The sequence below is a fragment of the Pseudomonas kilonensis genome (assembly GCF_001269885.1).
In the GTDB taxonomy this organism is placed as follows: Bacteria; Pseudomonadota; Gammaproteobacteria; order Pseudomonadales; family Pseudomonadaceae; genus Aquipseudomonas; species Aquipseudomonas kilonensis.
Genome location: NZ_LHVH01000004.1, coordinates 1 through 24,541, shown reverse-complemented (window position 1 = coordinate 24,541; position 24,541 = coordinate 1). Strand labels below are relative to the sequence as shown.

Sequence of the window (24,541 nt, the reverse complement as noted above, 5' to 3'; positions counted from 1 at the left end):
CTAATATGAACATCAACGAATTAAGACTGCGTTTTTTGAAGCTCGACACTCCGGCAGTTAGTGATGCGATGGATAGCTTTGGCTTATATGGTGCACTAGGTGGAATAACGACCCGTGTGCCGGGTGTAATATTAGCGGGTCCTGTTTTTACGGTTCAATACCAGAACCTAGACCATGATGGAAGCACCTTTCACAATGCTGGGAACTATATTGATGAGGTCCCTGCTGAGCATGTGATTTTAGTGGATAACCAAGGACGTAGCGATTGTACGAACTGGGGCGGCATTCTGACGGAAATGGCTCAACTCAAGGGCATTGCAGGCAGCGTCGTGTACGGCGCGGCACGTGATATAAGCGAAATCGGTCTGATGTCTTATCCTCTTTTTAGCACTGCCGTGAATATGGTTTCAGGTAAAAACCGAGTGCATGTCACAGCATTAAAGCAAGACGTTAAAGTGGGTGACGTCACCGTGAGAAATGGTGATTGGTTAATAGGGGATGACAATGGGGTTCTGGTTATTCCAGCAGATCGATTATTGGATGTACTGACACGTGCGGAAAATGTGGAGCGCACTGAGAAACAGATTCGTGAAGCGATTCGTGGCGGCATGCCTTTAGTCGAAGCGCGCAAGCGCTTTCGCTACGATCAGCCGTGGATCGCAGAAAATTCTTCGGTTGCTAGTCACTCCTACGAAAAGGTTAAAGCATGAGTGCGCCGATTCCGGCGCTTGATATGCGACAAGTATCGTTTATCGATGTGCACTATCATGCGGGACCAGATTCATATGTGCGGCGCCATTCGGTATTAGAGGCTGGCCGACGTTATCAAGCCGAAAATGGGTGGGTGGTATTAAAAAACCATTTGGGTTGTAGTGCCGCACAAGCGTGGGAGGCACGTTGTGCCGGTTTGCCAGTGTCTGGCTCCATCGTGCTTAATGAAATAGCGGGCGGCATCGATTGGCGCAACGTCGAGCGGGGACTCTGTCAGCATGGGGAGGGAGCAGGACGTTTGATTGTGCATTTGCCGACCGTTACTGGTCGTTTCCATCAAAGTCGTCTGACGCGAAATTTGAGTCATCCGATTTTACAGAATCGTCCTATTAAGCCGCTGCAGGTATCGGATGGGAACGGGCATTTGACGTCGCAAACATGCGATATATTGCGTATGGCGCGCGATTATCCCATCGTCGTCTCTACCGGCCATGCCAATCGTGAAGAGGTATTGTTGTTGATTGATGCGGCGGAGAAGTTTCAGGTCCCGCGTTTGATGTTAAACCAGCCGGCCAACCCGTTAACCGGGCTAAGTGCCAGCGAGCTGTTTGATCTGGCCCAGTCAAGTATGGTGTACGTAGAGCAGACAGCTCTTACTTATCTACTCGGCTATCAGAGCAAAGAAGATTTTCAACAAGTAGCGACTCGTGTGCCGCGCGTTGTATATAGTTCTGATTTGGGGCAAACCAGCCAGCCTGATATTGCAGATTGGTTACTTCAAAGCCAACAATGGTTTACCGAATTTGGCTTAACGACAGAGCGGTTTATCGAGATAACGCGGACCAATCCAATTACTATGTTGAATTAGGTCTAAGCGACACGCGTGTGCACTAGTTGCGTGACACATCGTGTCGCTGTAGCGAGGCATCTTTGAAAAAAACTAACTTTCTGCTACTAGCCACAATACTGATTACTCCTTTTTACTTAATGCGGAGGTAATGCGATGAGTCAACACACTACTCAGATCCCTTATGGCATTTTACTCACAGCGCTAGTATTACTTAGTGCTAGCGGCTTGATTGCATCCGATATCAATCTACCTGGTATGGGAGTTGCTGCGATTGCATTAGACTCACCCATTTCTGCGATACAGCGAACTTTTGGAGTTTATTTGATCGGCTTAGCTGTGGCGCAGGTTATTTATGGCCCGTTGTCTGATACTTATGGTCGTCGTTCGTTGGTACTTGGTGGCCTGTTTTTATTTACGGCGGCGTCAATTACCTGTGCGACTGCGCAGAATGTTACGGTATTCGCGATCGGCCGCCTGTTGCAAGCTCTAGGTGCTGGTGCTGGTGTGGTGATTGGCCGCGCGATTGTCGCCGACATCTTTGACAAGAAAACCGCTGGCCGTGTCTTTGCTACGATTATGCCCATCGTTGGCGCCTCGCCAGCGCTGTCACCAATTATTGGTGGTTATTTGACTCTGCATTTTTCCTGGCGGGCGCCATTTCTATTTACTGCTGCGCTCGGGATTGCCACGCTGATTTTAGTCGCTACGAAAATCCCTGAAACTTTCCCTAAAGACCAGCGGCACCATGCGCTGTTGGCAACCATAAAAAATTATCCGGGGTTGCTGATCAATACTTTATTTTTAGCCTACACGGTAAATTTAGGTGTTGCCTATGCCGCTTACTTTGGCTACTTGGCCGCATCGCCAGTTATTTTTAGCGCGATGGGGATGACGCCGGCCGTAATCAGTTACTGTTACATCAGCGTTGCAGTTGCTTATATTGTCGGGAACCTTATCTCGCGCAATCTAATCCAAAAATACTCCATCAATCATTTAATAGCAGTTGGCTATGTTCTATTCACCATTGGCGCTAGCAGTTTATTTCTGTGTGGTTTGTATAACATGACCTCACCGGTACCTGTCTTAGTCAATATGGCGATTATGACATTAGGTAATGGTTTTTTGTTGCCTTTATCCTATGCTGGCGGCATTACAAACTTTCCGAAAAGCGCTGGAGCAGCATCCGGTCTGATGGGAGCACTGCAATTAGCCTGCGGGTCACTGGCTATTTACGTAGTAACTTTGGTTGGTAGTGATCTGCATCATCTTGGTCTGTTCATGATAGCCACTGCTTTGATCGGATGTACCTTTTTTCCATGCTTATTGTATTTTCACCATGTTAAAACGCGAACTGTACGGAAGGCGTTTCTCCCAAAAGCAAATTGACCTAAGGAATGTCTGAAGTATCCACCGATTTTTCATGTTTTCGCTACTTGAGGTTCAAAAAATCGTGAGTCGGTCGAAAAACAGACCTTTCATGCCCTTAACTCATGGATCTTTCCTCTAATGGTGCTGTTCCAGGGGTGATTAGTCCGCATTACAGGTGCACCTCGCTCATACCCATCAACCGGTTTCGCACCGTCCACAGGTTCGACAACGCGAACAACGTCGTCTGCTGAGCGATGTTTTTCGACAAGCCACGAAAGCGCACTTTCGTATAGCCGAACTGACGCTTGATCACGCGAAACGGATGCTCAACCTTGGCCCGCACCTGTGCTTTCGCGTATTCGGCTCCGTGCGGGCTTTGTTGTTTCTGGGTTTTCTCGTTCCGCGCCTCTGGCGCGCGGATCTGCGGACGCCAACCTCATCTTTCGTTAATGTGATTTTGTTTTTTGACAGCTTTCTGATCCGACCTATAGTCAGAATCGCGACCTGCAGGAAGGAACCTGAATCGTCAGCCAGTCGGCATGGAGCCAGGCCAGCTCGTATCCGTGACAAAAAAATTCCTTCCAATAGTGCACACGCAGGCCGTGACGCGGTGAAACGTAATTGTCTTTTGGCACGAGCCGAAAGGCCCACTATCAAGGAGCTTCATAATGTCTCGAGTCACGGATGTGCTGGTTTCAATCGATACTGAAACCATCCTGAAAAACTACCCGAACATTAGCAAAAACCCCAACTCGCCAACGCTGATCGACTTCAAGCATGTCTACATGGTGACGAACCAGGACAACGTGGTGAGCGGCCAGGCCGGTGGTGAACTCGACTTGAAGGCCCAAGTCGGCGATCTGATCCGCTGGCGTGAAACCAGCCTGTCACAGAGCTTCGAAACGGCGGTGATCTTCTACAAGTTCATCGGCAACGCGGGCAACGAATTGATCTCCCCACCCTCGCCGCGCAAGGCTACCGCTTGCGTCGCCGTACCCAACACCAGTAACCCATCCGTACCCAGCTGCCAAAAGGTCGATAACCACTATTGGTCTTCGGAAACCCTGGCTTGTGGCCGTGTGACCTATCACTTCAACTTCCTGATCGTCGACCGCAATTGCAGCATCGTCGCCTGCTGCTCGTGGGACCCGTTCATTTCCATCCATAACTGATGCAGCCGGCCCCTTGGCGCCAGGGGGCCAACCGACCTCGCGGCCGCTGCGACCGGACAGGATGTTTCGCTCTATCAACAGCGACCGCGACTCTCGCCAACATCATGAAAGGAAGCCGTGATGTCTACCGAACCCAACGCTATTTCCAGCGAAACAGCCACTGCGCATGTTTCCCTTATTGTCGACGGCGAGACACTGCTCTCGCGTTATCCACAAGCCAGCCAGGACCCGGATACACCAACACCCATTGATGAACAGTTCTTTTTTTTCCTTGGAAGCGCCCTTCTGTCCAGTACAACAACTGACAGCAGGGTGCTGCCCATAAGCCTCGGTCGGACCACCCATCTACGCAGTCGCACCATCGCCCTTCGAGCTGAGCACAGCGTGGTGGTCTATGGATTCGCGGTCGAAAAGGGAGAAGTGCTACCAGCGCCGGAGCTGGTGGTTAATGCCGGCCAGACCATACCCGCCATCGACATCGAAAACCTCACCCAACCCATTCCCCAACAAGCTGATGATCACTTCTGGCGCTGCCAGCCGCTGAGGCAAGGCAAGGAGCGCGGTGAGTTGAGGTTTATGTTGGTGAACAGCCAGTGTGATGCGGTGGGCTATTTCAGTTGGGCAGTTGACGTCATTGTCGAGTGAGTGGACGCCTGACCCCCTCGCTAAATCAAGTTGTCTGCTATACCCCCGATGCAAATGAAAAGCCCCCAGTTCGCCAGGACCTGGGGGCTTTTGCGACGCGGGTTTACTTAGCGCTTTCGCAACACCTCCAACCGCGCCGGCAAGTCCTCCTCGGGAAAGCGCTTATGCAACGCCAGCAGCTTTTCATCAGCAGCCTTGCTCTCACCCGCCTCGCGCAAACGCAGGATTTCCATCAGGCCCTGCTCCAGCGATGGCGGTGCAGCCGGCGCCGATTTGCTCATCTTCGCCGCAGGCTTTTCCGCCAACGATTGCATCGGGCTTGCCGGGGCTCGGGACAGTTCGCCCTGGGGCGCCATGCGGGTGATCGGTGCAGGGGCGGGCATGGCCGGCGGTGGTGCGGCGGCAACGGCGGGCTCCTGCCGATCGGCGGAAAACTCCATCGAGGCGGGAGAGGACAGTTCGTCGTGGGGCACGGGCGAACGCAGCACCAGGCCGATCATCAGCGCCACGCCGGCGACCGTGGCGAATGCCATTTGCCAGCGCGGCCGTTGGCAGGCCTGTAGCCAGCGTTGCCACAGGCTTGGCGCGGGCGTCGGGGCTTCACGGCGGGCGGCAGCCAGAATGAAGGCGTCCAGGGAGGCCGGCGGCTCGGCGTTGGCGTGTTGGCGGAAATGCTCGATCAGCATTTCGTCGTCGGGATCCGGGGTGTGTTTGGGGTCGATCATGCGGGTACCTCCTCGGCCAGCAGTCGATGCAATTTCTGCTGGGCGTAACGCAAGCGGCTCTTGACCGTTTCCAGTGGGGCGCCGGTCAAGGCGGCAATCTGTGGCAGCTCCAGGTCGCCGTGCAGGCGCAGCAGGAAGACTTCCCGCTGATCTTCGGGCAAGGCCTGCAACGCAGCATCGAGACGCGCCTGGTCGCGGCTCAGGCTCAGCTGTCGTTCAGGGCTGCTGGTGTCGTCGGGCTGGACGTGAAGCTGCTCGTCGTAGCTGTCGTGCAACGGGTTGTGGACACCCTGCTTGCGCCAGTGATCGATCAAGCGGTTGCGGGCAATCTGGAACAGCCAGGTACGAAAACTCGCCCGGCCTTGTGGCTGGGTGGTGCTGCGAATCAGGCTGAGCCAGGTGTCCTGGAACACTTCCTCGGCCAGTTCGGCCTTGTTGCTCAAGGACACGAGGAAACGGTAAAGCCCTTGCCGATGGCGGGCGTACAGGACTTCGAAAGAAGCCCCATCGCCGTTGCGGTAGCGGGCCAGCAGCGATTCGTCGCTGGGAGAATCAAGCGCAGCGGGCATGTGGGTGACGAACTCCTTTCGATGTAGAACACGGTCTTGCAGATTGCAGAGGACTCTGTGGGAGCCGGGCTTGCCCGCGAAGGCGGCGTGTCAGGCGAAACTGCTGTGCCTGACACGCCGCCTTCGCAGGCAAGCCAGCTCCCACATTTTTGATCCCCGTTGTGCTCGGGATCAGCGCTTGGCCGCAGGCTCGAGGCTCTGGGCCAGCTCCACCAACTGCACAAACTCGGCACGCAGCCCAAACGGGTCTTCACCGCGGGCCGAGCGGGCCAATTGCGCGGTGTCCTTCAAGCTCATCGTCCCAGTGTAGCGCCCATCCCCCTTGAGCTGCTGGGCGAAGGCCGCCACGGCGGCCGAGAAACGCAGGTCATCGCTGGCCTTGTGTTCGTCCTGCACGCCCGCAATCGGATGCTCGATCAATCGACTGCTACCGCCCTCAGCAGGTTTGTAGCGTACGCGCAGCATCGCCAATTCGCCTGACTTACCCTCCGACTGGGGCGTGCTGGCATAGCGCAGCGGCTCCAACCAGCCTGGCTGGCCCTTCGGGACAATTTCATACAAGGCCGTCACCGTATGCCCGGCACCGATCTCGCCCGCGTCGACCTTGTCGTTGTTGAAATCCTCACGCTTCAACGCGCGATTCTCATAACCGAGCAGGCGATACTCACTGACCTGGGCGGGGTTGAACTCCACCTGCAACTTCACATCCCGCGCCACCACCGCCAGGGTGGAGCTGAGCTGATCGACCAAGACTTTGCGCGCCTCGAGCAGGTTGTCGATGTAGGCGTAGTTACCGTCACCAGCATCGGCCAATTGCTCCATCAGGTGTTCGTTGTAGTTATCCACACCGAAGCCCAGCGTCGTCAGCGAGACGCCGCTTTTGCGCTGGTCCACCGCCATCTGCTTGAGGCTGTCGAAATCACTGACACCGACGTTGAAGTCGCCATCGGTGGCCAGCAGGATGCGGTTGATGCCTTTGTCGATGAAGCTCTCCCGGGCCATCTGGTAGGCCAGTTCGATACCCGAGGCGCCCGCGGTGGAACCACCGGCGTCGAGTTGATCGATGGCATTGCGGATGGTCACCTTGTCGCGCCCCGAGGTGGGCTTGAGCACCACCCGGGACTCACCGGCATAGACCACCAGGGACACCCGGTCCTGGTCACGCAATTGATCCACCAGCAGTTTCAGCGTGCTCTTGACCAGCGGCAGCCCTTCGCGACGATCCATGGAGCCGGAAACGTCCACCAGGAAGACCAGGTTGGCCGGCGCCAGATCCGCCACGGCGCGGTCGCTGGCCTTGATGCCGATGCGCAGCAAGCGGGTGTGGGGGTTCCACGGTGACGGGGCCACTTCGGTGGTCACGCCAAAGGGTGAACCGTCGGTAGGCAGGGCATAGCTATACGAAAAATAATTGACCATTTCCTCCAGCCGCACGGCACCTTCGGGGGGCAGGCTGCCTTGATTGAGCAAACGTCGCACATTGGCATAGCTGCCGGTATCGACATCCACGCTGAAGGTCGAGACCGGCGTTTCGGCCACGCTGTGAATCGGGTTGTCCGGCAGTTTTTCGTACTGTTCACGCGGCTCGGCACGGTACCCCCCGGCGATGGCATCGTTCGCCACACTGGGGGCGGGCATCGCTGCCGGCTTCATGAGCATGCGCTTGACCGTCGACTGACGCACTTCGGCGATCTCGCCTTGCGGCACAACGCTGGGCGCCACGGCCACCGGTTCGGACTGCTTGGCAGCCTCTCGGGAAGACAACCCACAACCGGCCAACGCCACCAGCAAAGTCACGGCGAAGCCCTGGGCAGCAGGACGCATAAAGAGAAGTGGACGGGACATGGGCTGAACCTCGTGAATGAATGATTCGTACACAAGCTCAGACGCAAGGCACACGAGATTCGGGTTAACGACCAGGAATTTTTTTGGCGCGCTGAAAAAAACCGCGCTGGCCACCCCCAAAGTGGCCAGGCCGTTACCGCGATCGGACCAATCGCCAGCCCGTTGCAGCAGGCATTGTTAGCGGGACGGAATGCCCCGCAGGTCGTCGTCGATGAATCCGCTCAAATGACCGGTGTAATAGTCTTCGACATCAGAATTGCCTCTGTTCGTCAGGGCGCCCGCAATGCCTCTCATGGCCTCAAGTTGCCCGACCGCCCCTCCCGGCATCAGCCCCTGGCGGGCCTGGGCAAAGTGCAGCACTTCGACACCGGCCTTCTTCACCTTGACCTGATAATTGAAATCGACACTGGCCAGATACGTACCGTCGGCAACGATCTTGTTCATGAGACCACCTTGGGTGTCTTGAATCCGGCGCGCATAGACGGCGTTGACGTCCAGCAGATAGTCAGCGGTTTCCTTGCTGGAGGCATAACGATTGCCGTCGAGCAGACGGACGATCAGGTCGGTGTGCAACTGGTCGCGAACTTTTTCGTCGGGCAGGAAGCGTTCGTTTTTGCCGACGACTTCAACGTTGAACGTGTCGATCCAATAGGTGGCGGTCTCAGGGATCGCCACCGGCGCAGGGGAAATGTAGTAATCGGGCTTCGAAGCGCAACCTGCCATAAGACAGAGGGCCAGCAACAGGGTAAAAACTCGCATGTTTGAATTCGTCCTTGAGAGGTAGCGGCATAGTGGCGGCTGCATTCTACGGGGTTTGAATGAGCGCTCAAGTTGTCTGGCCTTACGGCATGCGCTCGGCCCCCCTGCGATATCCAGGAAGCGGAACTCTATGGCCTTGAGGGTGGCATCGCTAAAACCCGGACTTTCAAGAACGGATGTTGCCGGGACAAGTCAGTTGCGGCAAACCTTGCTGAAGCGAAAACAGTTTGAGAAGCGATATGAACCTCGTAAAATGCCGCCGCCATTGTGCTATCACGTCTTCAAGGACGACCTCAGCATTCTTTCCTGCATACCTGCTGCAATTTGTTGACTCTTCACTTCAGGAGCATCACGTGAAACTACCGTCCCCCATCCTGCTGTCGGGCCTGATCGCCGCAGCGCTGCTGACCATGGCCGGTTGTGCCTCGGAAAGCTCCCGGGCACTGCCGGTGGAAAAAGTCGCCAGCGCCAGTATTGCCTATGCCGGCCAGCGCGTACCGATCGCCGTGGGCAAGTTCGATAACCGCTCCAGTTACATGCGCGGGATCTTTTCCGACGGCGTTGATCGTCTTGGTGGTCAGGCCAAGACTATCTTGATCACTCACCTGCAGCAGACCAACCGCTTCAGCGTGTTGGACCGCGACAACATGAGTGAGATCTCCCAGGAAGCCGCGATCAAGGGTACAGCTCAGAAGCTCAAGGGCGCTGACTACGTAGTGACCGGCGATGTGACCGAGTTCGGCCGCAAAGAGACCGGCGACCGCCAGTTGTTCGGCATCCTCGGTCGCGGCAAGACCCAGGTGGCCTACGCCAAGGTCAACCTGAACGTGGTCAACATCAGCACTTCCGAAGTGGTGTATTCCACTCAGGGCGCCGGTGAATACGCCTTGTCCAACCGTGAAGTCATTGGTTTCGGCGGCACCGCCAGCTACGACTCCACCCTCAATGGCAAAGTCCTGGACCTGGCCATGCGCGAAGCGATCAACCGCCTGGTGGATGGCATCAATGCCGGCGCCTGGAACCCGCGCAACTGAATAACCCGTACCCAAGGAGCTGTACACGGATGAATAAGGTAGTGAAGTTGGCGCTGATGCTGACAGCAGTCGCGACGGTCGCCGGGTGCCAGACGGCGCCTCAGGGTTTGTATCAATGGGAAAGCTATCAGCCGCAGGTCTACGAATATTTCAAGGGTGAGCCCAAGGAAGCCCAGGTCGAAGCATTGGAGCGGGACCTGCAAAAGATCAACGCCAGTGGCCGAAAAGCGCCGCCGGGTTACCACGCCCACTTGGGCATGCTGTACCTGAGCATGGGCAAGGATGACCAGATGGTGCAGGAGTTACGCACCGAGAAGGCGCTGTTCCCTGAGTCTGCCGCATACATGGACATGCTGCTCAAGAACGCCAAGACCGGAGACGTCAAATGAGCCTTTTGAAACTGACGGGCGCCCTGCTGGCCCTGGCGTTGCTGGGCGGCTGTGCCGCCCCCAAGACCGTTGACTATTCGGCCTTCAAGCAGGCACGACCCAAGTCGATCCTGGTGTTGCCGCCGATCAATGAATCACCTGAGGTGCAAGCGTCCTACAGTCTCGTCTCTCAAGTCACTTACCCGTTGGCCGAAGCCGGCTACTACGTGTTACCGATTGCACTGGTGGACGAAACCTTCCGCCAGAATGGCCTGACGACGGCAAATGACATCCAAGGCGTGGCTCCGGCCAAACTGCATGAGATTTTCGGCGCCGACGCGGCGTTGTACATCACTATCACGGAGTACGGCACCCGCTACATGCTGATCTCCAGTGAAACGGCGGTCACCGCTTCGGCCAAGCTGGTGGACCTGCGCACAGGCATCACCCTGTGGACCGGCTCGGCTCGCGCCTCCAGTGAAGAGGGCGGAAACAACAGCGGTGGCGGGCTGGTTGGTATGCTGATCACTGCGGCGGTCAAGCAAATCATCAACAGTTCCACTGACGCTGGCCACCCGATTGCCGGTATTACCAGTGCGCGTCTGCTGTCGGCGGGTCAGCGCACCGGGATCCTGTACGGGCCGCGTTCGCCAAAATATGGTTCGGATTGATCTATCTGCGATAAACCGCCTGGCCACCATGGGGTGGCCAGGTAATGTCCTTTCAGTGCTCAAGGATTCGCTCGATGCGATTCTGGTGTTCGTGCGGCTGGTAGCGATTTCCCTCGGCGACAGCCCGACCAGGATGGCCGACAGCACAGCGTAACGATCAAGGGCAACGTCACCTGCAACAGCAGCGAGGCGATTCGGGAAATGGTGCTGTCGGGGCTGGGCGTTTCGCTGTCACCGCAGTGGTTGTTCGCGGCCGATGTTCGCCAGGGAACCGTCTGCACCGTGCTTGCCGATTACCAGCCGCCGGCGCTGCCCATCAGCGCCGTGTTCAGTCAGGACCGACGCCGCTCGGCACGAACCCGGGCCTTTGTGGATTTTTTGCGCGAGCGTCTTTGAACAGCCGGATCAGGATTCACAGGCCAATGACGGCTGCGCAGCCTTCCCATGCCGCCCGGGAAAATACGCCGCCGCAGCCACGCCCACCGCGCCCATCACACCGCAATAGGCCACGCACACCCATGGGCTCCACGGCACCAGCGCAATCAGCATCAACGGGGTCATGCTGGCCCATAGCGCATAGGCGATGTTGTAGGTGAGCGAGATGCCGGACACGCGGATCTTCGGCGGGAACAGGCTGACCATCACCGACGGCACCGCACCAACCACACCGCAACTCAGCCCGGCCACGGCGTAGGCCAGGCCCAGCCAGGCGCTGCCGCTGATCAGGCTGGCGTAGAGCACGGCGATGCCCAGGGGCAGCAGCAGGCTGTAGAGCATGACGGTGCGCCAGGCGCCGATGCGGTCGACGATGAGCCCAGCCAGGACGCAGCCGATGTTCAGGAAGACGATGCCCAGGCTGCTCAGGGCGAAGGTGTGGCTGGGGGTCATGCCGAAGCTTTTCTGCATCACGGTCGGGGTGATGACCACGAACACCACCACGGCAGAGGTCAGCACGCAGGTCAGGATGGCGGCGGGCAGCAACGCCTGGCGGTGGTCGCGCAGGACCGTGCGCAACGGCAGTTCCGCAGCGCCTTCGCGATTGGCTTGCAGGGCCATGAAGATCGGCGTTTCGCTCAGCCAGCGACGCAACCAGACACCGATCACGCCAAAGACGCCTCCCAGCAGGAACGGCAGGCGCCAGGCGTAATCGAGAATCTCTTCCGGCGTGTAGATCCGCGCCAGCGCCGTTGCGGTCAAGGCGCCCAGCAAGTAGCCGAAGGTCAGGCCGGCCTGGAGGAAACCCAGGGCATAGCCACGATGATGCAGCGGAGCATGTTCGGCCACGAACACCCAGGCGCTGGGCACCTCACCGCCCACCGCCGCGCCCTGCAGGATGCGCAGCGCCAGCAGCAACAACGGCGCGAAATAACCGATTTGCGCGTAGGTCGGCATCACGCCGATGAGCAGGCACGGCAAGGCCATCATCAGGATGCTCAGGCTGAACACCCGCTTGCGCCCCAGGCGATCGGCGAAGTGCGCCATGAGAATGCCGCCCAGGGGCCGGGCCAGGTAGCCGGTGGCGAAAATCCCGAAGCTTTGCAGCAAGCGCAGCCAATCGGGCATTTCCGGCGGGAAGAACAACTGGCTGAGGGTCAGGGCAAAGAAGACGAAGATGATGAAATCGTAGATCTCCAGCGCGCCTCCCAAGGCGGCCAGGCCCAGGGTCTTGTAATCGGATCGGCTGAATCGGTCACCGGGTAGAACAGGGGTGGCAGTCATAGGCAGAGTTGAACAATAAGTTTGAGAGAGGGCGACGGCTCAGTCGTCGCGATCATGGTCCACCGGTTGAACCGGTGGCTGGCCTGGCTCGGCGTCTTCGGCCTCGTCGACAGGCAGGAAATCCTTGCGGCTCTGGGCGATGGCCCGGCGTATCTCGTCGCCCTTGGTGGGGCAGTTCAGGAGGCGGGCGATGCCGTCGGGTTTCTGCGTCATCGCCATCCTCCGGCATGAGTGAACAGGAGCTCGATAGTGCTCGCTTTTGGCGTGTGATGCCAATTTTGTGTCGGGGCGTCAGCGCTACTGTGGGGAGCTGCTTCGCAGCCCAGCGGGAGCAAGCTCCCTGGCCATAGGGGTTTTGTGCTGTTCGAGTCAGCGGTGGTAGCGGCGCACTACGCTGCTGTTGCGCAGGACGTGACCTTTGATTTTTTCCATCAGTTGGGCGCGAGTGAGGTCGGCGGGCAGGGCTTCCGGCGGCAGGTCCAGAGCGAAAAGCTGGATCAGGTAGTGGTGAGCGCTGTCGCCGACAGGCGGGCAAGGGCCGATGTAGCCGTGGGTGTTCTTGCTGTTGATACCGCTCATGCCTTCCAACGAGGACTTGGTGCCGGCGCCCGTCGGAATCTGCCGCGTGGTGGCCTTGATACCGTAGTGGACCCAGTGGTCGACACCTTGGCCCCTTTGACCGTCCGGGTCCAACATGACGATGGCGTAGCTGAGGGTGCCGGGCGGGCCGGCGTTCCAGCTCAGGGCCGGAGAAATGTTCTTGCCACCACAGGTGTTGGCATCACTGGCTGCCGCCGCCGTGAAGAGGCGGTCGTCCGACACACCGGGGATGCTGAGGGTAAAACGCTCCTCGGCCTGGGCAGCCCCTTGTGCACACAGCACCAGGGCGACAGCCGCCAGCCAAGGGGTGAGAGGGTTCAATCGGGTCATACCGGGGCACCTTGTGCGTGTCAGGCCATGGACGGCTTGCAAACTATAGCCGCAGCTTCGCCAAGGGTGCAGTGACAATTACGCTGAAACTCGTTCCGGTCCTGCGAATCCAAAGAGAAACGCCTGCCGGAGAATGACCATGTCTCTGCATCAAGTCGCCCGTTTCGCCGATGTTCGTGAAGACCGCGGCCTCGAAGTCAAAATCGACGACACGTCCATCCTACTGTTGCGCTCTGGCGATCAGGTGCGCGCCTTCCAGGGCAAATGCCCGCACGCCGGCGCACCACTGGCCAAGGGCGCGGTGTGCCATGGAAGGCTGATTTGCCCGTGGCACAAGGCCGCGTTCCGCGCTGAAGACGGCGCCCTGTGTGAACCGCCGGCCCTCGACAGCCTCGCGCGCTATCACGTCGAGGTCCGGGACGGTGACGTCTGGGTCGACGATCAACCGTTGCCAACCGATAAAGTCCCACCGGCCGATGACCCGCGCACGTTTGTCATCATCGGCGCCGGTGCCGCCGGCACGGCTTGCGCGGCGGCGTTGCGCGAGAAGGGTTTTGGCGGACGAATCCTGATGATCGACCGCGAGGCCGAAGCCGGCTACGACCGTACGGTGCTGAGCAAGTATGTATTGGCTGGCGACATGGCGGTCAACGAGATGGCGCCGCTGCGCGATGAAACCTATTTCACCCAGCAACGCATCGAAAGGCTCCATGGCGAGGTCACCCATTTGGACCCCGACGCTCGGCAAATCCAGCTCGTCGATGGCCGGCATCTGGACTACGACGCCGCGCTGATTGCCACTGGCGGGGTACCCAAGACGCCGGCGCTACCGGGCATCGATTTGCCGCAAGTCTTCGTGCTGCGTTCGATCGCCCACGCCCGGCAGATTCTCGACACGGTCCGGCCCGGGCAACAGGTGGTGATCATCGGCGACAGTTTCATCGCCATGGAGGTGGCCTCGTCCCTGCGCAAGCGCGAGCTGGACGTCACCGTCCTGGCCCGGCATCCGGTGCCGTTCGCCGCGCAGTTGGGCGAGAGCGTCGGCCAGGCCATCCTGGCCAGACATCGAGCCAATGGTGTGGTGTACCGCACCGACAGCGAAGCGGCGCAGATCGAGGGGGTGGGTAAGGTCGAAGCCGTGGTGCTGGATAACGGCCAGCGCGTTGCCGCGGACCTGGTGATCATTGGCGTCGGCGTGCGCCCGGCCACCGAGGCCTTTGCCGGGTTGCCACGGGAACAGGACCAGTCACTGTCCGTCGACGCGGGCATGCGAGTGACTGATGGCTTATGGGCTGTCGGTGATATCGCCACCTTCCCCCTCAACGGCCAGCCCCAGCGTATCGAGCATTGGCGCCTGGCCCAGCAACAGGCCCGCATTGCCGCTGCGAACATGCTCGGCGGCGACGAGCACTACCTGGACGTGCCGTTTTTCTGGACCTATCACTTTGGCAAACGCTACGACTATCTTGGCCACGCCGAGCACTGGGACGAAGTGGAATTCAAGGGCACGCCCGAGCAACCACCCTTTATTGCCCTGCTGGGCAAGGACGGCCTCGTTGTCGCCGCGGTGGCCTGTGATGAAGGCCGGGCCATGGCGGCGTTGGCCCAGCGCATGAAACAACCGTTGCCGGTGGACGAGGCATGGCGGCTGATCCGGGACTTCTCGTCGTAGATCTGTCCCACACACCCCAAAATCCCCTGTGGGAGCGAGCTTGCTCGCGATGGCGTCAATGCACGGACTGATCGGCCGGCAGGTGAATCACGCAAGGCCGCTCCATTGGCGCCAGGGGCGGTGGCTGCAAGTCGGGGGTGAGCAAGTGGAAGTGCGGCACGACGTGGCTGATGTCGCCGTCCTGGTTGTTATGGATGATCTTCGAGCCAGGCTGGCGCAGCGTGTCCAGGCGCTCGTCGGTCAACTTGAAACTGGCGCTCAAGCCCTGGTCATTCACTACCGGGGCCGGCGACCGGCGCTGGGCGAAGCTACGGCTTTTGCGCTGTTGGTAACGCGCCCAGGTAATCAATAGCACCGCGTTGACCAACGCGATCCAGCCATAGACCTGCAAGGTCCCCAGGGTATCGAACAGGGACCCTCCCGGGCGCGGACCGGCCTGGCTCGCGAACAGCGGCCACAGCCCATTGACCAGCAGGTACAACAGCCCCACCCACGCCAGCACGGTAAAAAACGCATCGATGAGCACCAGAAAAGGCCGTTGCCGGGTCCTGATAATTTTCATCGGATCACTTCCTCTTCCTGATCATCGAACGGTTTGATACCGCGATCCGGACTGATCCAGCGCGCACGCTTCTGATGCTGCCCAAACAGCACTTTGGGGAAACTCACCAAGGTGGTGAACAGGCTGATCAGCCAGAACACCAACGGGTACCAGACCACCCAGAACATGATGTGCCAGAGGCCTTTTTCGTAACGCCGATCAATCAGGATGCTCACCGCGAACTGCAGCAGGCACACCACCGCCAGCAACAACCCGGTGAAGGCTGGCGGCATGAGGTGATCGACCGCGATGGCCGCCGGCATTTCGACGAATTTGCCGGCGCCCCAGAAAATCACCGACAGCAGGAACGTGAACGCCCAACCGGTGGACAGGCAATATTCGAACAACAACGGCCACAGGTAGCGGTGGCGGTATTGCCAGATGCCACGGATGTTCTTGAACAGCACTTCCGCACCACCCTGGGCCCAGCGCAGCCGTTGCCGCCACAGGCCGCGCAGGGTTTCGGGCATGAGGATCCAGCACAGCGCGCGCGGCTCGTAGAAGATGCTCCAGTGATCCAGTTGCAGCTTCCAACTGATGTCGATGTCTTCGGTGATCATGTCCGGGCTCCAGTAGCCAACCCGGTGCAGGGCCGTGCGACGGAACGCGACGATCACGCCGGACACAGTGAAGATCCGCCCGAACACCCGTTGGGTGCGCTTGATCAGGCCGATGATCGAGGAAAATTCGCCGACCTGGACCCGGCCCACCAAGGTCGAGCGGGTGCGGATGCGCGGGTTGCCGGTCACCGCGCCGAGGCGGGCGTTGTCCAGCATCGGCGCCACCAGGTAAGCACAAGTGTTCGGCGCCAGCAGCGCGTCACCGTCGATGCACACCAGGTATTCGCTGCGCGCCGCGATGGCGCCCATGCGCAGGGCCACGGCCTTGCCCTGGTTTTCTGCCAGGTGCAAGACGCGCAGGCGCGGGTCTTCAGCTGCCAGTCGATCAAGCATCTGGGCGGTGTTGTCCTTGGAGCCGTCGTTGATGGCGATGACTTCGATGTTCGGGTAATGCTGGCCCAGCGCCGCGTGAATGGTGTCGGCGACGTTATCGCCTTCGTTGAAGCAGGGGATCAGGATGCTGATCAACGGCTCGCCGGCCAGGGGCGGTGGCAAGGTGTCGTCCTTCCACGGCCAGTGGCGCTCCCAGTGCAGCCAGAAATACAGGCCGCCGGCGATCCACAGCCCGGACATGAACAGCGGGTAAAAGAACACGAAGTCCATCAGGAATTGCCCGGTGACCAGGAAGATCAGGCCCAGGGGCACCCCGAGGACGATCGCCAGCACCAGCAGAGCGAGCAGTCTGTCGAGCATGTCAAGGATTCCACTTGTTGGAGAGCGCCGGCCGCACGGTTTTCACAGCGGGCTGGTCTTCGATGAAGTTGTCCGGGTAGTAACCGAAACTGGTCACGCCTTTGCGCTTGAGACGCCCCATCCAGTCGGCCAATTGTTTGCCGCCGATGTCGCTGACCGGCTTGCTGTTCCAGTCCCGGGCCTGCAATTCGAACACCGTGCGCTTGAGCGCGCCGGGGCGGGCCTTGACGGTGTCCACCAGGCGATCGAGCCAGGGGCCGGATTGCTGGAGGGTCTGGTTTTCCATCAACGGCATGGCCATCGGTGCCGTCCAGTCGTAGGCACCGAGGAAGTCATCGAGGTTCTGGGCGAACCAGGCTTCGCTTTCTGGATTGAGCATCGGTTCGGCAAAGATATTGCGCGCCGTCAGGATCTGCGGACCGCGAATCGCCCGGACCTTGGCGGTCAGCTCATGGGTGAAGTCGATCAGGTAGCGGCTCTTGAAGCGGGTCCAGCGTCGCATCGCCGCCGGATCGTCCCGCAGGGTGGCGATGGACGTCGGCAAACCGTGGGCGGCATAGACTTTCAGGGCCGCAGGGCTGGCATCCTCGAAGTCGGAGAACACCGCATCGTCATGGTACAGAACGCCATCCAACGAGCTCATCCGCGCCAGGTCCTGGTAGATCTCGCCGATGACTTTGCGCACGTTCGGGTCGAATGGCGACAGGCGCACGTATTGGTCAGGGGCGACGCCGGTCTTGCCGGTTTTCGGATCCCAGCGCTGTACCCGCGAAAGCTTCGCGTCCAGGGCGAAACTGAGCACCGGCATCCAGGCATAGACCTTGGCATTGGCCCGGGTGCGCAACTGCCATGCAACCCGGTCGAACAGGTCGGCACGTACCGGCAGGTGACGGTTGGGGAAGTACAACGAATGCACGAGGCCGTCGCCTTTCGGGTCGGCGAAGGCTTGCAGGAACACCGTATTGGCGCCCAGGTCGGAGATGCGCTGGACCAACTTGCCGACATTGACGTCCTGCTGCACCGGGTCCGGGTCGTAGACGTAATCCAGGTCGACATGCACCACGCGCATCGGGTCCATCGTCTGTACGGAGACGATGCTTTCGGCGAAACGGGCGCCATCCGGATCGGACGCCACCAGGAAGCGTGGGCCACTCATCAAGTTACCCAGGCTGTCGAGACCGTCTTCCAGGGTCAGGGCCATTTGATAACCCTCGCTGCCAATCACCTGCAACGCCGTGCCGTCGGCTTCACCGTAAGGCCAGACCCAGACGCGCGGGCTGTAGCCGGTGACCTTGCGAATTTTCTCGGAAATGGCCGCCACGTCCTTGCGCAAGCGAGCCTGGAAATCGGCCTCGGCCTCATAACGACCGGTGACGGGGTCGTAGCGGCGGGTGGTCGCGGCGGGTTGCTGGTTGCCTTGCGGGTTGGCGAGGATGCCTTTGTGATTGGCGTCGGTGTGGGCGGCGATTTCCACCAGGCCCGATTTGGAAACCTCGCGAATCTGCTCCCAGGTCAGGAACTCGGAACGCTTGCGCGGTACCCCGGCGAAATCCACCGTTTGATTCAGCGGCGTGTCCACCCAACTGCCGACCGGGGCGAGGATCGCCGGCCAGTTATAGGCGCGCAGGATGGGCATGACGCGGGTGTAGAAGCTTGCGTAGCCGTCGTCGAAACTCAGCAGCACCGCACGCGGCGGCAGTTCCGGGCCGCCATTGCGGGCCGTGATGATCTGATCCACCGTGACCGGCTGGTAGTTGTTTTCCCGCAGCCACGCCAGTTGCTCGATCAGGCGTTCGGTACGCACGGCCACCAGCGCCTGGTCCGGGTCACGGTCATCGACATCGTGGTAGGCGATGCCGAGCACATGGTTCTTTGGCCATGGGGCGTCATTGGCCGCCAGCGGACGCTGCGAGGGCGGCGTGAACGCCGGGGCTTGCTGGGCACAAGCGCTGATCAGCAAGCCCCCCAGCAGAAGGATGAATCGCGAAATAACAGGCATCTTCAAACTCTTCTAGAAGCGATAGGTGAGGTCGACAAGCAGGCGCAGATCGCTTTCGCGATCGCCGTCGTAGGGGCGGTTGAGCCAGCTCAGCGCGGCACCGGCCTCCAGCACGTCGTTCCAGATGAAACGCTGGCCGTAGCTGAGCAATCCCATGGCCGCAGTGTTGTAGTCGCGCTGGCTGTAGGTACCGGCACCGACCTGGAACTGCTGGCTCCACGTGGTTTCGTAGCGGCGGTACAACACGTGGTTGGCGCTCACGGTCGGCATGACGCTGAAATCCGATTTCGGATTGAAATAAGGCACTTCGTTGGAACCGCTATTACGGCTGGCACCCACTTCCAACCCCAGCTCCACTTGCAGGCGCGGCGCGCTGTAGATGCCCTCGCGACCGGTCAGCTGGGTTTCGAGGCGGTTGTTGCCATCGCTGAAATGGGACGGGCTGACAGCCAGTCGCCACTCGCGGCTTTCATTGGCCCGCCAGCGTACGAAACCGCTACCGCCGTTGGCGCGAATGCCGCTGTTGAGCGCTCGCAACGGGGTATTGGCCGAGAGGTAATCCAGGCTGCCGCCGTACTGCCAGTGGTCGTCGATGTCCCGCGCCACGGACAGTCGCGCGCCCTGCTTGTCGCCGGAGCCATAGGAGTGATTGGAGACCTCCGCTTCCAGCGTCATGTCCCGGGTGCGACGCTCCACGCCCAGGCGCTGCCAGCGATGGTGGCCGGTGCCTTCCTCGAAATCACCGGTGGCATAGCCAGCACCGCCGAACAGCCGCCAGTCTTCATCGATGGGCGGGCTGTAGAGCAGCGTTTCGATACCAAAGTCCCGACTGCCAGTGACGGCACCGGCGTCACCGTTACCACCGCCATAGCTCTTGCCGGTGTAGGCCTCGATGCGCAGTTCGGCCATGTCGTGTACGTCGCGCTGGCGTTGCAGGCGTTTGACATGGGCGTTTTCCGGATAGCGGGCGACCACGTCGTCGGTCAGCGCATCCATCTGCCGCCATTCCTGCAAATCCATGGCGGCGCGGGCCTGGGCGATTTCCAGGTCACGGTTGCGCGCGATCGTGGCCTCGACTTCCTTGAGCAGGTTTTCCGAACGGCGCGGCCAGTCACGGGCCTGGTACAGATCGGCCTGGGCCAGGCGCATGCCGGTGTTGCCGGGGCCTTGGTTGACCAGGGTGTCCAGGCGCGCTTCGGCAGAAGGCAGGTCGGCGCCGTAAGTGCCAGCCTGGGCGGCGAGTTGCTGGGCATCCATCCATTCATCGTTGGGGTTGCCGATCGGCAGGCCCTTGAGCTCGACGCGTGGAGGCTGGGCTTTCGCCATGTCTTCGGCCAGTGCGCGGGCCTCTGCGGATTTTTCACTTTCCAGCAGCGCGTAGTAGAGCGCGGTGCTGTCCTCGAAGCGCTCCGCAGGATCGGCATCCGGCGCGATCAGAACCCGGCGGTACAGCTCGACGGCGATTTCCGGCTCACGCTGCTCCAGGTAGGAAGAAGCCACCCAACGCAGGGCATACGTGGGAATGCTCACGCCCTCGGCGATCAGCTTCTGGTATTCGGCAATCACTTCAGCCCGACGGGCGCGGGCATTGAGCGCGCCCATGCGATCGATGCGCCAACGGAGTACGTCGTCTTGGGCCTCGGCCACCGGGGTCCAGGTGGCGAGCAGCTTGTCGTAGTCGGCCAGGGCGCGGTCGGCAATGACGAAGCGCTCCTGTTCACTGCGACTGGTCATGTCCGCCAGGCGCACCCGTTCGGCTGCTACGTCACCTTCCAGGCGGCGCTGCACACCACGTTCGATCAGCCCCGGCTGCAGACGCGCCAGGCGCAGCGCCGGCTCGGGCAGCCGCGCGCGTTGCAGGGCGTAGATGTATTCGCGTGCAATCTCTGGGCTGTTGCCCGCGCGGGTGAAGGCCTGGTCGTATTCGAACAGCGCTTCGTGGGGGTTGTTGGCGCGGGTCAGGGCATAACCCAGCGCCAGTCGACGCATCGGGTCTGCCGGTTTGGCGGCGACCATGGCCTTGGCGCGGGTGACGGCTTCGTCGGGCTGACCGCCATCGGCCTGGGTCAAGGCCAGGCCGAGTTGCAGGTCGGGATTCTTTGGATCGATCACCAAGGCCTGGCGGTACAGCTCTTGCGCCGAATCCCAACGCTTGAGGTTTCGATAGGCGCGAGCCGTAGTGGTCAGCGCCTGGACAGGCAGCGCTCGATGGCGGCCCTGGGTCTCATAGACCGTCACCACCTCGGCGTCGAGGCCGGCCCAACTGGCGATCTGCAGGTGGTCGCTGATCTGCGCAGTGCTGGCCTGGCCAGCCGGCACCTGGCGCAACACGGTCAGCGCAGGCGTGTAATGGCCTGCACGAGCGTCGAGCACCATTTGGTCATAGGCGGTATCGGCAAACGCCAGCATCGGCCAGCACAATTGGCTGCACAGCGCGACGCGAAACAACGGGCGCAAACCACGTTGAATAAAAGGACCCACAGTACGCGGCATTCGTCAGCATCCTTACATGGCCAGCCGGGTCGCAGTGCCCCCTTGCCCATCAAACAGGAAGCCGGATCAAAGGAATCCAGCCAAGCTCTAATGGGCCTAGTCTTGCACTCTCAGGCGGATCATCTTCAGGAACGCCACAATTCTTCAGAATCGGTACAGATTTCGGCGCTGGGCTGATCGATGGGCGTAAAAAAACCCGGCCCATGCATCATGCACGGGCCGGGTTCTGGATGTTGCTTGAACGGCTTACTGGATGGCGACGCCACCACCCAGCTTACTCATCACGAATGCCGTGAATTGCTCAACGGTCATCTTCTGGCCGTTGAAATCGACCTGATTGTTGGCGTAGTGCAGCTTGGTGACAACATCGTTGCCTTCAAGGGTCGCCAGTTGAGTACCGACTGCCATGGCGCTGAACATATCGCTGGTGGCAGTGGCCTGATCGGCGATCAGCTTGGCGTCCGTCTGGCCTTCCATCTGTGCCTGTACGGTCATCAGGTCCACCAGCATCGGCTTGGAGACCTTGAGATTGAAGTCCAGCAGGGCGAGCAACTGACGGCCCAACTCATCCGGTGGCAAATCCATGGACTGCGGCTTGGCCAGATCAACGATCAGGCTGGCCCGGCTTTCACCGTTGGCGGTGTTGAACGACAGGTTTTCCAGCGCCACTTGCGGGGCGCCGGCCAGGAGTTTCTCCAGGTCGGCCTTGACCTGCGTTTCTTCAGCTTCGGTCAGGCTCAGCTCTGGCGCCGGCTCACCGGTTGCTGCGGCCTCGGCAGCCGCTTTTTCGTAGGGTTGCAGCTTGGTCTGGTAAATCTGCATCAGCGACATGGTGGCCGGGATGTCCAGGTTCTTCAGGCTGACTGCCATCTGCGCCGAACCGATGGTCTTGTCGTTGAACGACAGCTCACCGATCTTGTAATCGGCACGCCCCGAAGCGCTGGTGCCGCTCTCGGTGCTGCTGTTCTTCATCTCGAAGTTCTTCAGGCCCAGCACCGACTTCGGCTCACCGAAGGTGGCCTTGGTGTTGCTCAGCAGCAGGGTGTTGTCACCCATATAGTAACCGTAGGAGCTTTTGCTCAGGTTGCTGGCCAATGTCAGGCCGTTCAGCTCGACTTGCACCGGAGTCTGGTCTTCGGCGACGGTGGTCAACTTGAAGCTGTCCATGTAGCCGTCGGCCTTGATCTTCTGGCCTTGGGCACTGGCGGCCACGTCAAATTTCAGGCCGGAGAAGGTGAGCTGGGATTGCTCATCCAGCTTCGTTTCCAATGGCAGCAGCTCGTAGGTGCCGTTGATGGACTCGTCGTAGCCCAGGTTGACCACACCCTTGAGCGGGGACTGGTCCTTGGTCGCAGCGAACCACTTGTCAGTCAGTGGATTGCGCTCAAGAGCGGTGTGACTGGTGGCCATGACCGGCAGCCACTTGAGCGTAATCAAGCGCGAGAATGGCAGAGGACCGTGCTCGATCTGGTCGACGAAGAGCAGCTCAACCGGCTCGCCGCCGAATATCTCGCCCTCGCCTTTGAGACGGTAGTGGGCGGTGCTGCTGAACGTTCCACGGTCCATGGAAACCAGCTCCAGGGTGGCAGTGCTGTTGGAACCGGCCAAGGCTGTCTGCATTTGCTTATTGCTGTCGGCAATAGCGTTCGTCAAAACGCCTTCGAGTTTGGTCCCGGTGTACCAGGCGCCGCCCGCGCTGATAGCACCGACAGCCACAACGATTCCCAGAAGTACGCTTGCTGATTTATTCATGAGTGACCCGATCGATATCCATGGTTGAAGAAAGCCGTCGTCTTCCGTGACCCGCGAAGGGTGTGGCTCGACGCCGCAAAGAGGAGGGGAGATTACCATCAGGCACCCCTGCGGGCCCAATGTTTAAAGGGGTAAAAACGTTTTCTTGCGAGGTGGTCTACGAATATTGGACTTCGATCTCGTCGAGCTGATGGTCGAAAGTCTTGAGACGGGCCGTCCAGGTGTACACCAGCACTTCGAAATCGCGATTGATCACTGCCGCACCCGATGACTCAGTACGTGAGTCGCAGAAGTCCAGTTGATAGCGCTCACGGGCCATGGCGTTAGCCACATCGCACAACTCGCGGGCGTTGTTGAGCCAGTGCCAGCCCTCCTGAGTAACTTGCTTGTCCAGGGCAGCGCACTGGGTTTTCAGCGCTTCGAGGCTTTTTTCCAGCGGGGTACCGGTGAGCTCGCCCATGACTTCCTGGAATGTGCGACCAGGCTGCCAGTAACTGCCCCAGAAGTAACGATCAAACACCGTTTCAACGCGGCGCAGCGCCACCTTGGTGTCCCAAATCAGCACCAGAGTCTTGCCTTGTTCAAGGTGTTTTTTCTTGATGCGCTGGCCCTGAAGCGATGCCCAGGCCACGACTGCGATGGATATCACGCCAATCAACGCCGCCGCGCTATCGAGGAACAGCAGCGCCTTGTCGATCTGGTGAGTGAGCATGACGCCATAGAAATAAGTGGCCGAAAGCAGCAGCAATGCCGCGGTGGCGCACCAAAAGCCGGGAGCATAAGGGTTTTTCATTATTGGAATCCCCATGACCAGTGACGTCGCGGGCCCTTGGTCGCCAAGGCCCGACTATCACAGCATAGCAACGGCATTGGGGGTTTGCCGGGGCATCATGGGCTTGATCCGATTACCGGCCCAAAACGACAAAACCCCTGGCTGCTGATGCAGACAGGGGTTCTGGGAATTCAATCTTGACGATGACCTACTCTCACATGGGGAAACCCCACACTACCATCGGCGATGCATCGTTTCACTGCTGAGTTCGGGATGGGATCAGGTGGTTCCAATGCTCTATGGTCGTCAAGAAATTCTGTGACCGACCCGTTCAACAGCAACGTGTCAGTAAAATCGATGATTTCTACTAAAAACAAAACCCCTACCTGCATCAGCAGATAGGGGTTTCGGAATTTAATCTTGACGATGACCTACTCTCACATGGGGAAACCCCACACTACCATCGGCGATGCATCGTTTCACTGCTGAGTTCGGGATGGGATCAGGTGGTTCCAATGCTCTATGGTCGTCAAGAAATTCGGGTACTGAGTCGTGGCCCGTTGGCCTCGCTTC

At 59.6% G+C, this 24,541-nt stretch carries 22 protein-coding genes, 2 rRNA genes and 2 pseudogenes; 10 read left to right on the top strand and 16 right to left on the bottom strand.

All coding sequences use genetic code 11. From position 1 onward, the window contains the following. The first annotated feature begins 5 nt into the window (after positions 1–5). The 3 genes from AD662_RS00865 to AD662_RS00855 all read left to right on the top strand — a co-directional run bounded on the left by AD662_RS00865 (position 6) and on the right by AD662_RS00855 (position 2,947). On the top strand, positions 6–710 hold the full coding sequence (locus tag AD662_RS00865) for an RraA family protein (RefSeq protein ID WP_053184973.1): 705 nt from the start codon (positions 6–8) through the stop codon (positions 708–710). Then, complete coding sequence (locus tag AD662_RS00860) at positions 707–1,579, top strand: DUF6282 family protein (RefSeq protein WP_074849402.1); 873 nt, start codon at positions 707–709, stop codon at positions 1,577–1,579. The genes AD662_RS00865 and AD662_RS00860 overlap by 4 nt, the downstream gene beginning before the upstream one ends. Positions 1,580–1,714: 135 nt before the next feature. Continuing rightward, positions 1,715–2,947: a multidrug effflux MFS transporter gene (locus AD662_RS00855; RefSeq protein ID WP_053184934.1), complete on the top strand. Its 1,233-nt coding sequence runs from the start codon at positions 1,715–1,717 to the stop codon at positions 2,945–2,947. 151 nt (positions 2,948–3,098) lie between these two features. Here AD662_RS00855 and AD662_RS00850 read toward each other — a convergent pair. Then, positions 3,099–3,353 (bottom strand): annotated as a pseudogene (locus tag AD662_RS00850) (transposase); the annotation flags it as partial. Positions 3,354–3,597: 244 nt separating this feature from the next. On the opposite strand from AD662_RS00850, the gene AD662_RS00845 reads away from it, so the two are divergent. Continuing rightward, positions 3,598–4,101 carry an inclusion body family protein gene (locus AD662_RS00845; protein ID WP_018606623.1) on the top strand — a complete coding sequence of 168 codons (504 nt, stop codon included), beginning with the start codon at positions 3,598–3,600 and terminating at the stop codon, positions 4,099–4,101. Between the two features lie 120 nt (positions 4,102–4,221). Beyond that, positions 4,222–4,746: an AidA/PixA family protein gene (locus AD662_RS00840; RefSeq protein ID WP_018606621.1), complete on the top strand. Its 525-nt coding sequence runs from the start codon at positions 4,222–4,224 to the stop codon at positions 4,744–4,746. Positions 4,747–4,853: 107 nt separating this feature from the next. Here AD662_RS00840 and AD662_RS00835 read toward each other — a convergent pair whose 3' ends face one another. The 4 genes from AD662_RS00835 to AD662_RS00820 form a co-directional block, all read right to left on the bottom strand. Further along, entirely contained in the window at positions 4,854–5,471 is a 618-nt protein-coding gene (locus AD662_RS00835; RefSeq protein ID WP_053184931.1) for a hypothetical protein, read from the bottom strand. Then, positions 5,468–6,040, bottom strand: coding sequence for an RNA polymerase sigma factor (locus tag AD662_RS00830; RefSeq protein ID WP_053184928.1), 573 nt, complete (start codon positions 6,038–6,040; stop codon positions 5,468–5,470). Before AD662_RS00830 ends, AD662_RS00835 begins: the two co-directional genes overlap by 4 nt. Positions 6,041–6,211: 171 nt before the next feature. After that, positions 6,212–7,885 carry a vWA domain-containing protein gene (locus AD662_RS00825; RefSeq protein WP_053184925.1) on the bottom strand — a complete coding sequence of 558 codons (1,674 nt, stop codon included), beginning with the start codon at positions 7,883–7,885 and terminating at the stop codon, positions 6,212–6,214. 177 nt (positions 7,886–8,062) lie between these two features. Further along, entirely contained in the window at positions 8,063–8,644 is a 582-nt protein-coding gene (locus tag AD662_RS00820; protein ID WP_018606612.1) for a hypothetical protein, read from the bottom strand. Positions 8,645–9,054: 410 nt separating this feature from the next. Here AD662_RS00820 and AD662_RS00815 point away from each other — a divergent pair, with 410 nt between their 5' ends. From AD662_RS00815 to AD662_RS00800, 4 genes and pseudogenes are all read left to right on the top strand, one after another. After that, complete coding sequence (locus AD662_RS00815; protein WP_162493981.1) at positions 9,055–9,678, top strand: CsgG/HfaB family protein; 624 nt, start codon at positions 9,055–9,057, stop codon at positions 9,676–9,678. Positions 9,679–9,707: 29 nt separating this feature from the next. Further along, entirely contained in the window at positions 9,708–10,067 is a 360-nt protein-coding gene (locus AD662_RS00810; RefSeq protein WP_053184921.1) for a DUF4810 domain-containing protein, read from the top strand. Continuing rightward, a complete protein-coding gene (locus AD662_RS00805) occupies positions 10,064–10,717 on the top strand; it encodes a DUF799 domain-containing protein (RefSeq protein WP_053184919.1) in 654 nt (217 codons plus the stop codon). Before AD662_RS00810 ends, AD662_RS00805 begins: the two co-directional genes overlap by 4 nt. 111 nt (positions 10,718–10,828) lie before the next feature. Next, positions 10,829–11,113: pseudogene (locus tag AD662_RS00800) on the top strand (LysR substrate-binding domain-containing protein); the annotation flags it as partial. Positions 11,114–11,122: 9 nt separating this feature from the next. Here AD662_RS00800 and AD662_RS00795 read toward each other — a convergent pair. The 3 genes from AD662_RS00795 to AD662_RS00790 form a co-directional block, all read right to left on the bottom strand. Further along, a complete protein-coding gene (locus AD662_RS00795) occupies positions 11,123–12,436 on the bottom strand; it encodes an MFS transporter (RefSeq protein WP_053184917.1) in 1,314 nt (437 codons plus the stop codon). Between the two features lie 39 nt (positions 12,437–12,475). After that, positions 12,476–12,649 carry a hypothetical protein gene (locus AD662_RS29460; protein ID WP_018606597.1) on the bottom strand — a complete coding sequence of 58 codons (174 nt, stop codon included), beginning with the start codon at positions 12,647–12,649 and terminating at the stop codon, positions 12,476–12,478. A 156-nt stretch (positions 12,650–12,805) separates the two neighbouring features. Then, positions 12,806–13,366, bottom strand: coding sequence for a YbhB/YbcL family Raf kinase inhibitor-like protein (locus AD662_RS00790; RefSeq protein WP_018606595.1), 561 nt, complete (start codon positions 13,364–13,366; stop codon positions 12,806–12,808). A 139-nt stretch (positions 13,367–13,505) separates the two neighbouring features. On the opposite strand from AD662_RS00790, the gene AD662_RS00785 reads away from it, so the two are divergent. After that, positions 13,506–15,038 (top strand): FAD-dependent oxidoreductase, encoded by a 1,533-nt coding sequence (locus tag AD662_RS00785; RefSeq protein ID WP_053184915.1) that lies wholly within the window; start codon positions 13,506–13,508, stop codon positions 15,036–15,038. A gap of 55 nt (positions 15,039–15,093) precedes the next feature. Here AD662_RS00785 and pgaD read toward each other — a convergent pair whose 3' ends face one another. The 8 genes from pgaD to rrf (AD662_RS00745) form a co-directional block, all read right to left on the bottom strand. Beyond that, entirely contained in the window at positions 15,094–15,600 is a 507-nt protein-coding gene (pgaD, locus tag AD662_RS00780) for a poly-beta-1,6-N-acetyl-D-glucosamine biosynthesis protein PgaD (RefSeq protein ID WP_053177495.1), read from the bottom strand. Next, complete coding sequence (gene pgaC / locus AD662_RS00775; RefSeq protein ID WP_018606587.1) at positions 15,597–16,952, bottom strand: poly-beta-1,6-N-acetyl-D-glucosamine synthase; 1,356 nt, start codon at positions 16,950–16,952, stop codon at positions 15,597–15,599. The genes pgaD and pgaC overlap by 4 nt, the downstream gene beginning before the upstream one ends. 1 nt (position 16,953) lies before the next feature. Further along, the gene (pgaB, locus tag AD662_RS00770) at positions 16,954–18,951 is read right to left on the bottom strand and encodes a poly-beta-1,6-N-acetyl-D-glucosamine N-deacetylase PgaB (protein ID WP_053184913.1); all 1,998 of its coding nucleotides are present in this window, start codon (positions 18,949–18,951) and stop codon (positions 16,954–16,956) included. A gap of 12 nt (positions 18,952–18,963) precedes the next feature. Beyond that, a complete protein-coding gene (gene pgaA, locus AD662_RS00765) occupies positions 18,964–21,444 on the bottom strand; it encodes a poly-beta-1,6 N-acetyl-D-glucosamine export porin PgaA (RefSeq protein WP_053184911.1) in 2,481 nt (826 codons plus the stop codon). Positions 21,445–21,690: 246 nt separating this feature from the next. After that, positions 21,691–23,196, bottom strand: a complete 1,506-nt coding sequence (locus tag AD662_RS00760) for a YdgA family protein (RefSeq protein WP_050585395.1) — start codon at positions 23,194–23,196, stop codon at positions 21,691–21,693. A gap of 157 nt (positions 23,197–23,353) precedes the next feature. Beyond that, positions 23,354–23,989 carry a hypothetical protein gene (locus tag AD662_RS00755; RefSeq protein WP_018606580.1) on the bottom strand — a complete coding sequence of 212 codons (636 nt, stop codon included), beginning with the start codon at positions 23,987–23,989 and terminating at the stop codon, positions 23,354–23,356. Positions 23,990–24,163: 174 nt separating this feature from the next. Beyond that, positions 24,164–24,279: ribosomal RNA gene (gene rrf / locus AD662_RS00750) — 5S ribosomal RNA — on the bottom strand. 107 nt (positions 24,280–24,386) lie between these two features. Next, positions 24,387–24,502 (bottom strand): 5S ribosomal RNA (rrf, locus tag AD662_RS00745). Positions 24,503–24,541 lie beyond the last annotated feature (39 nt).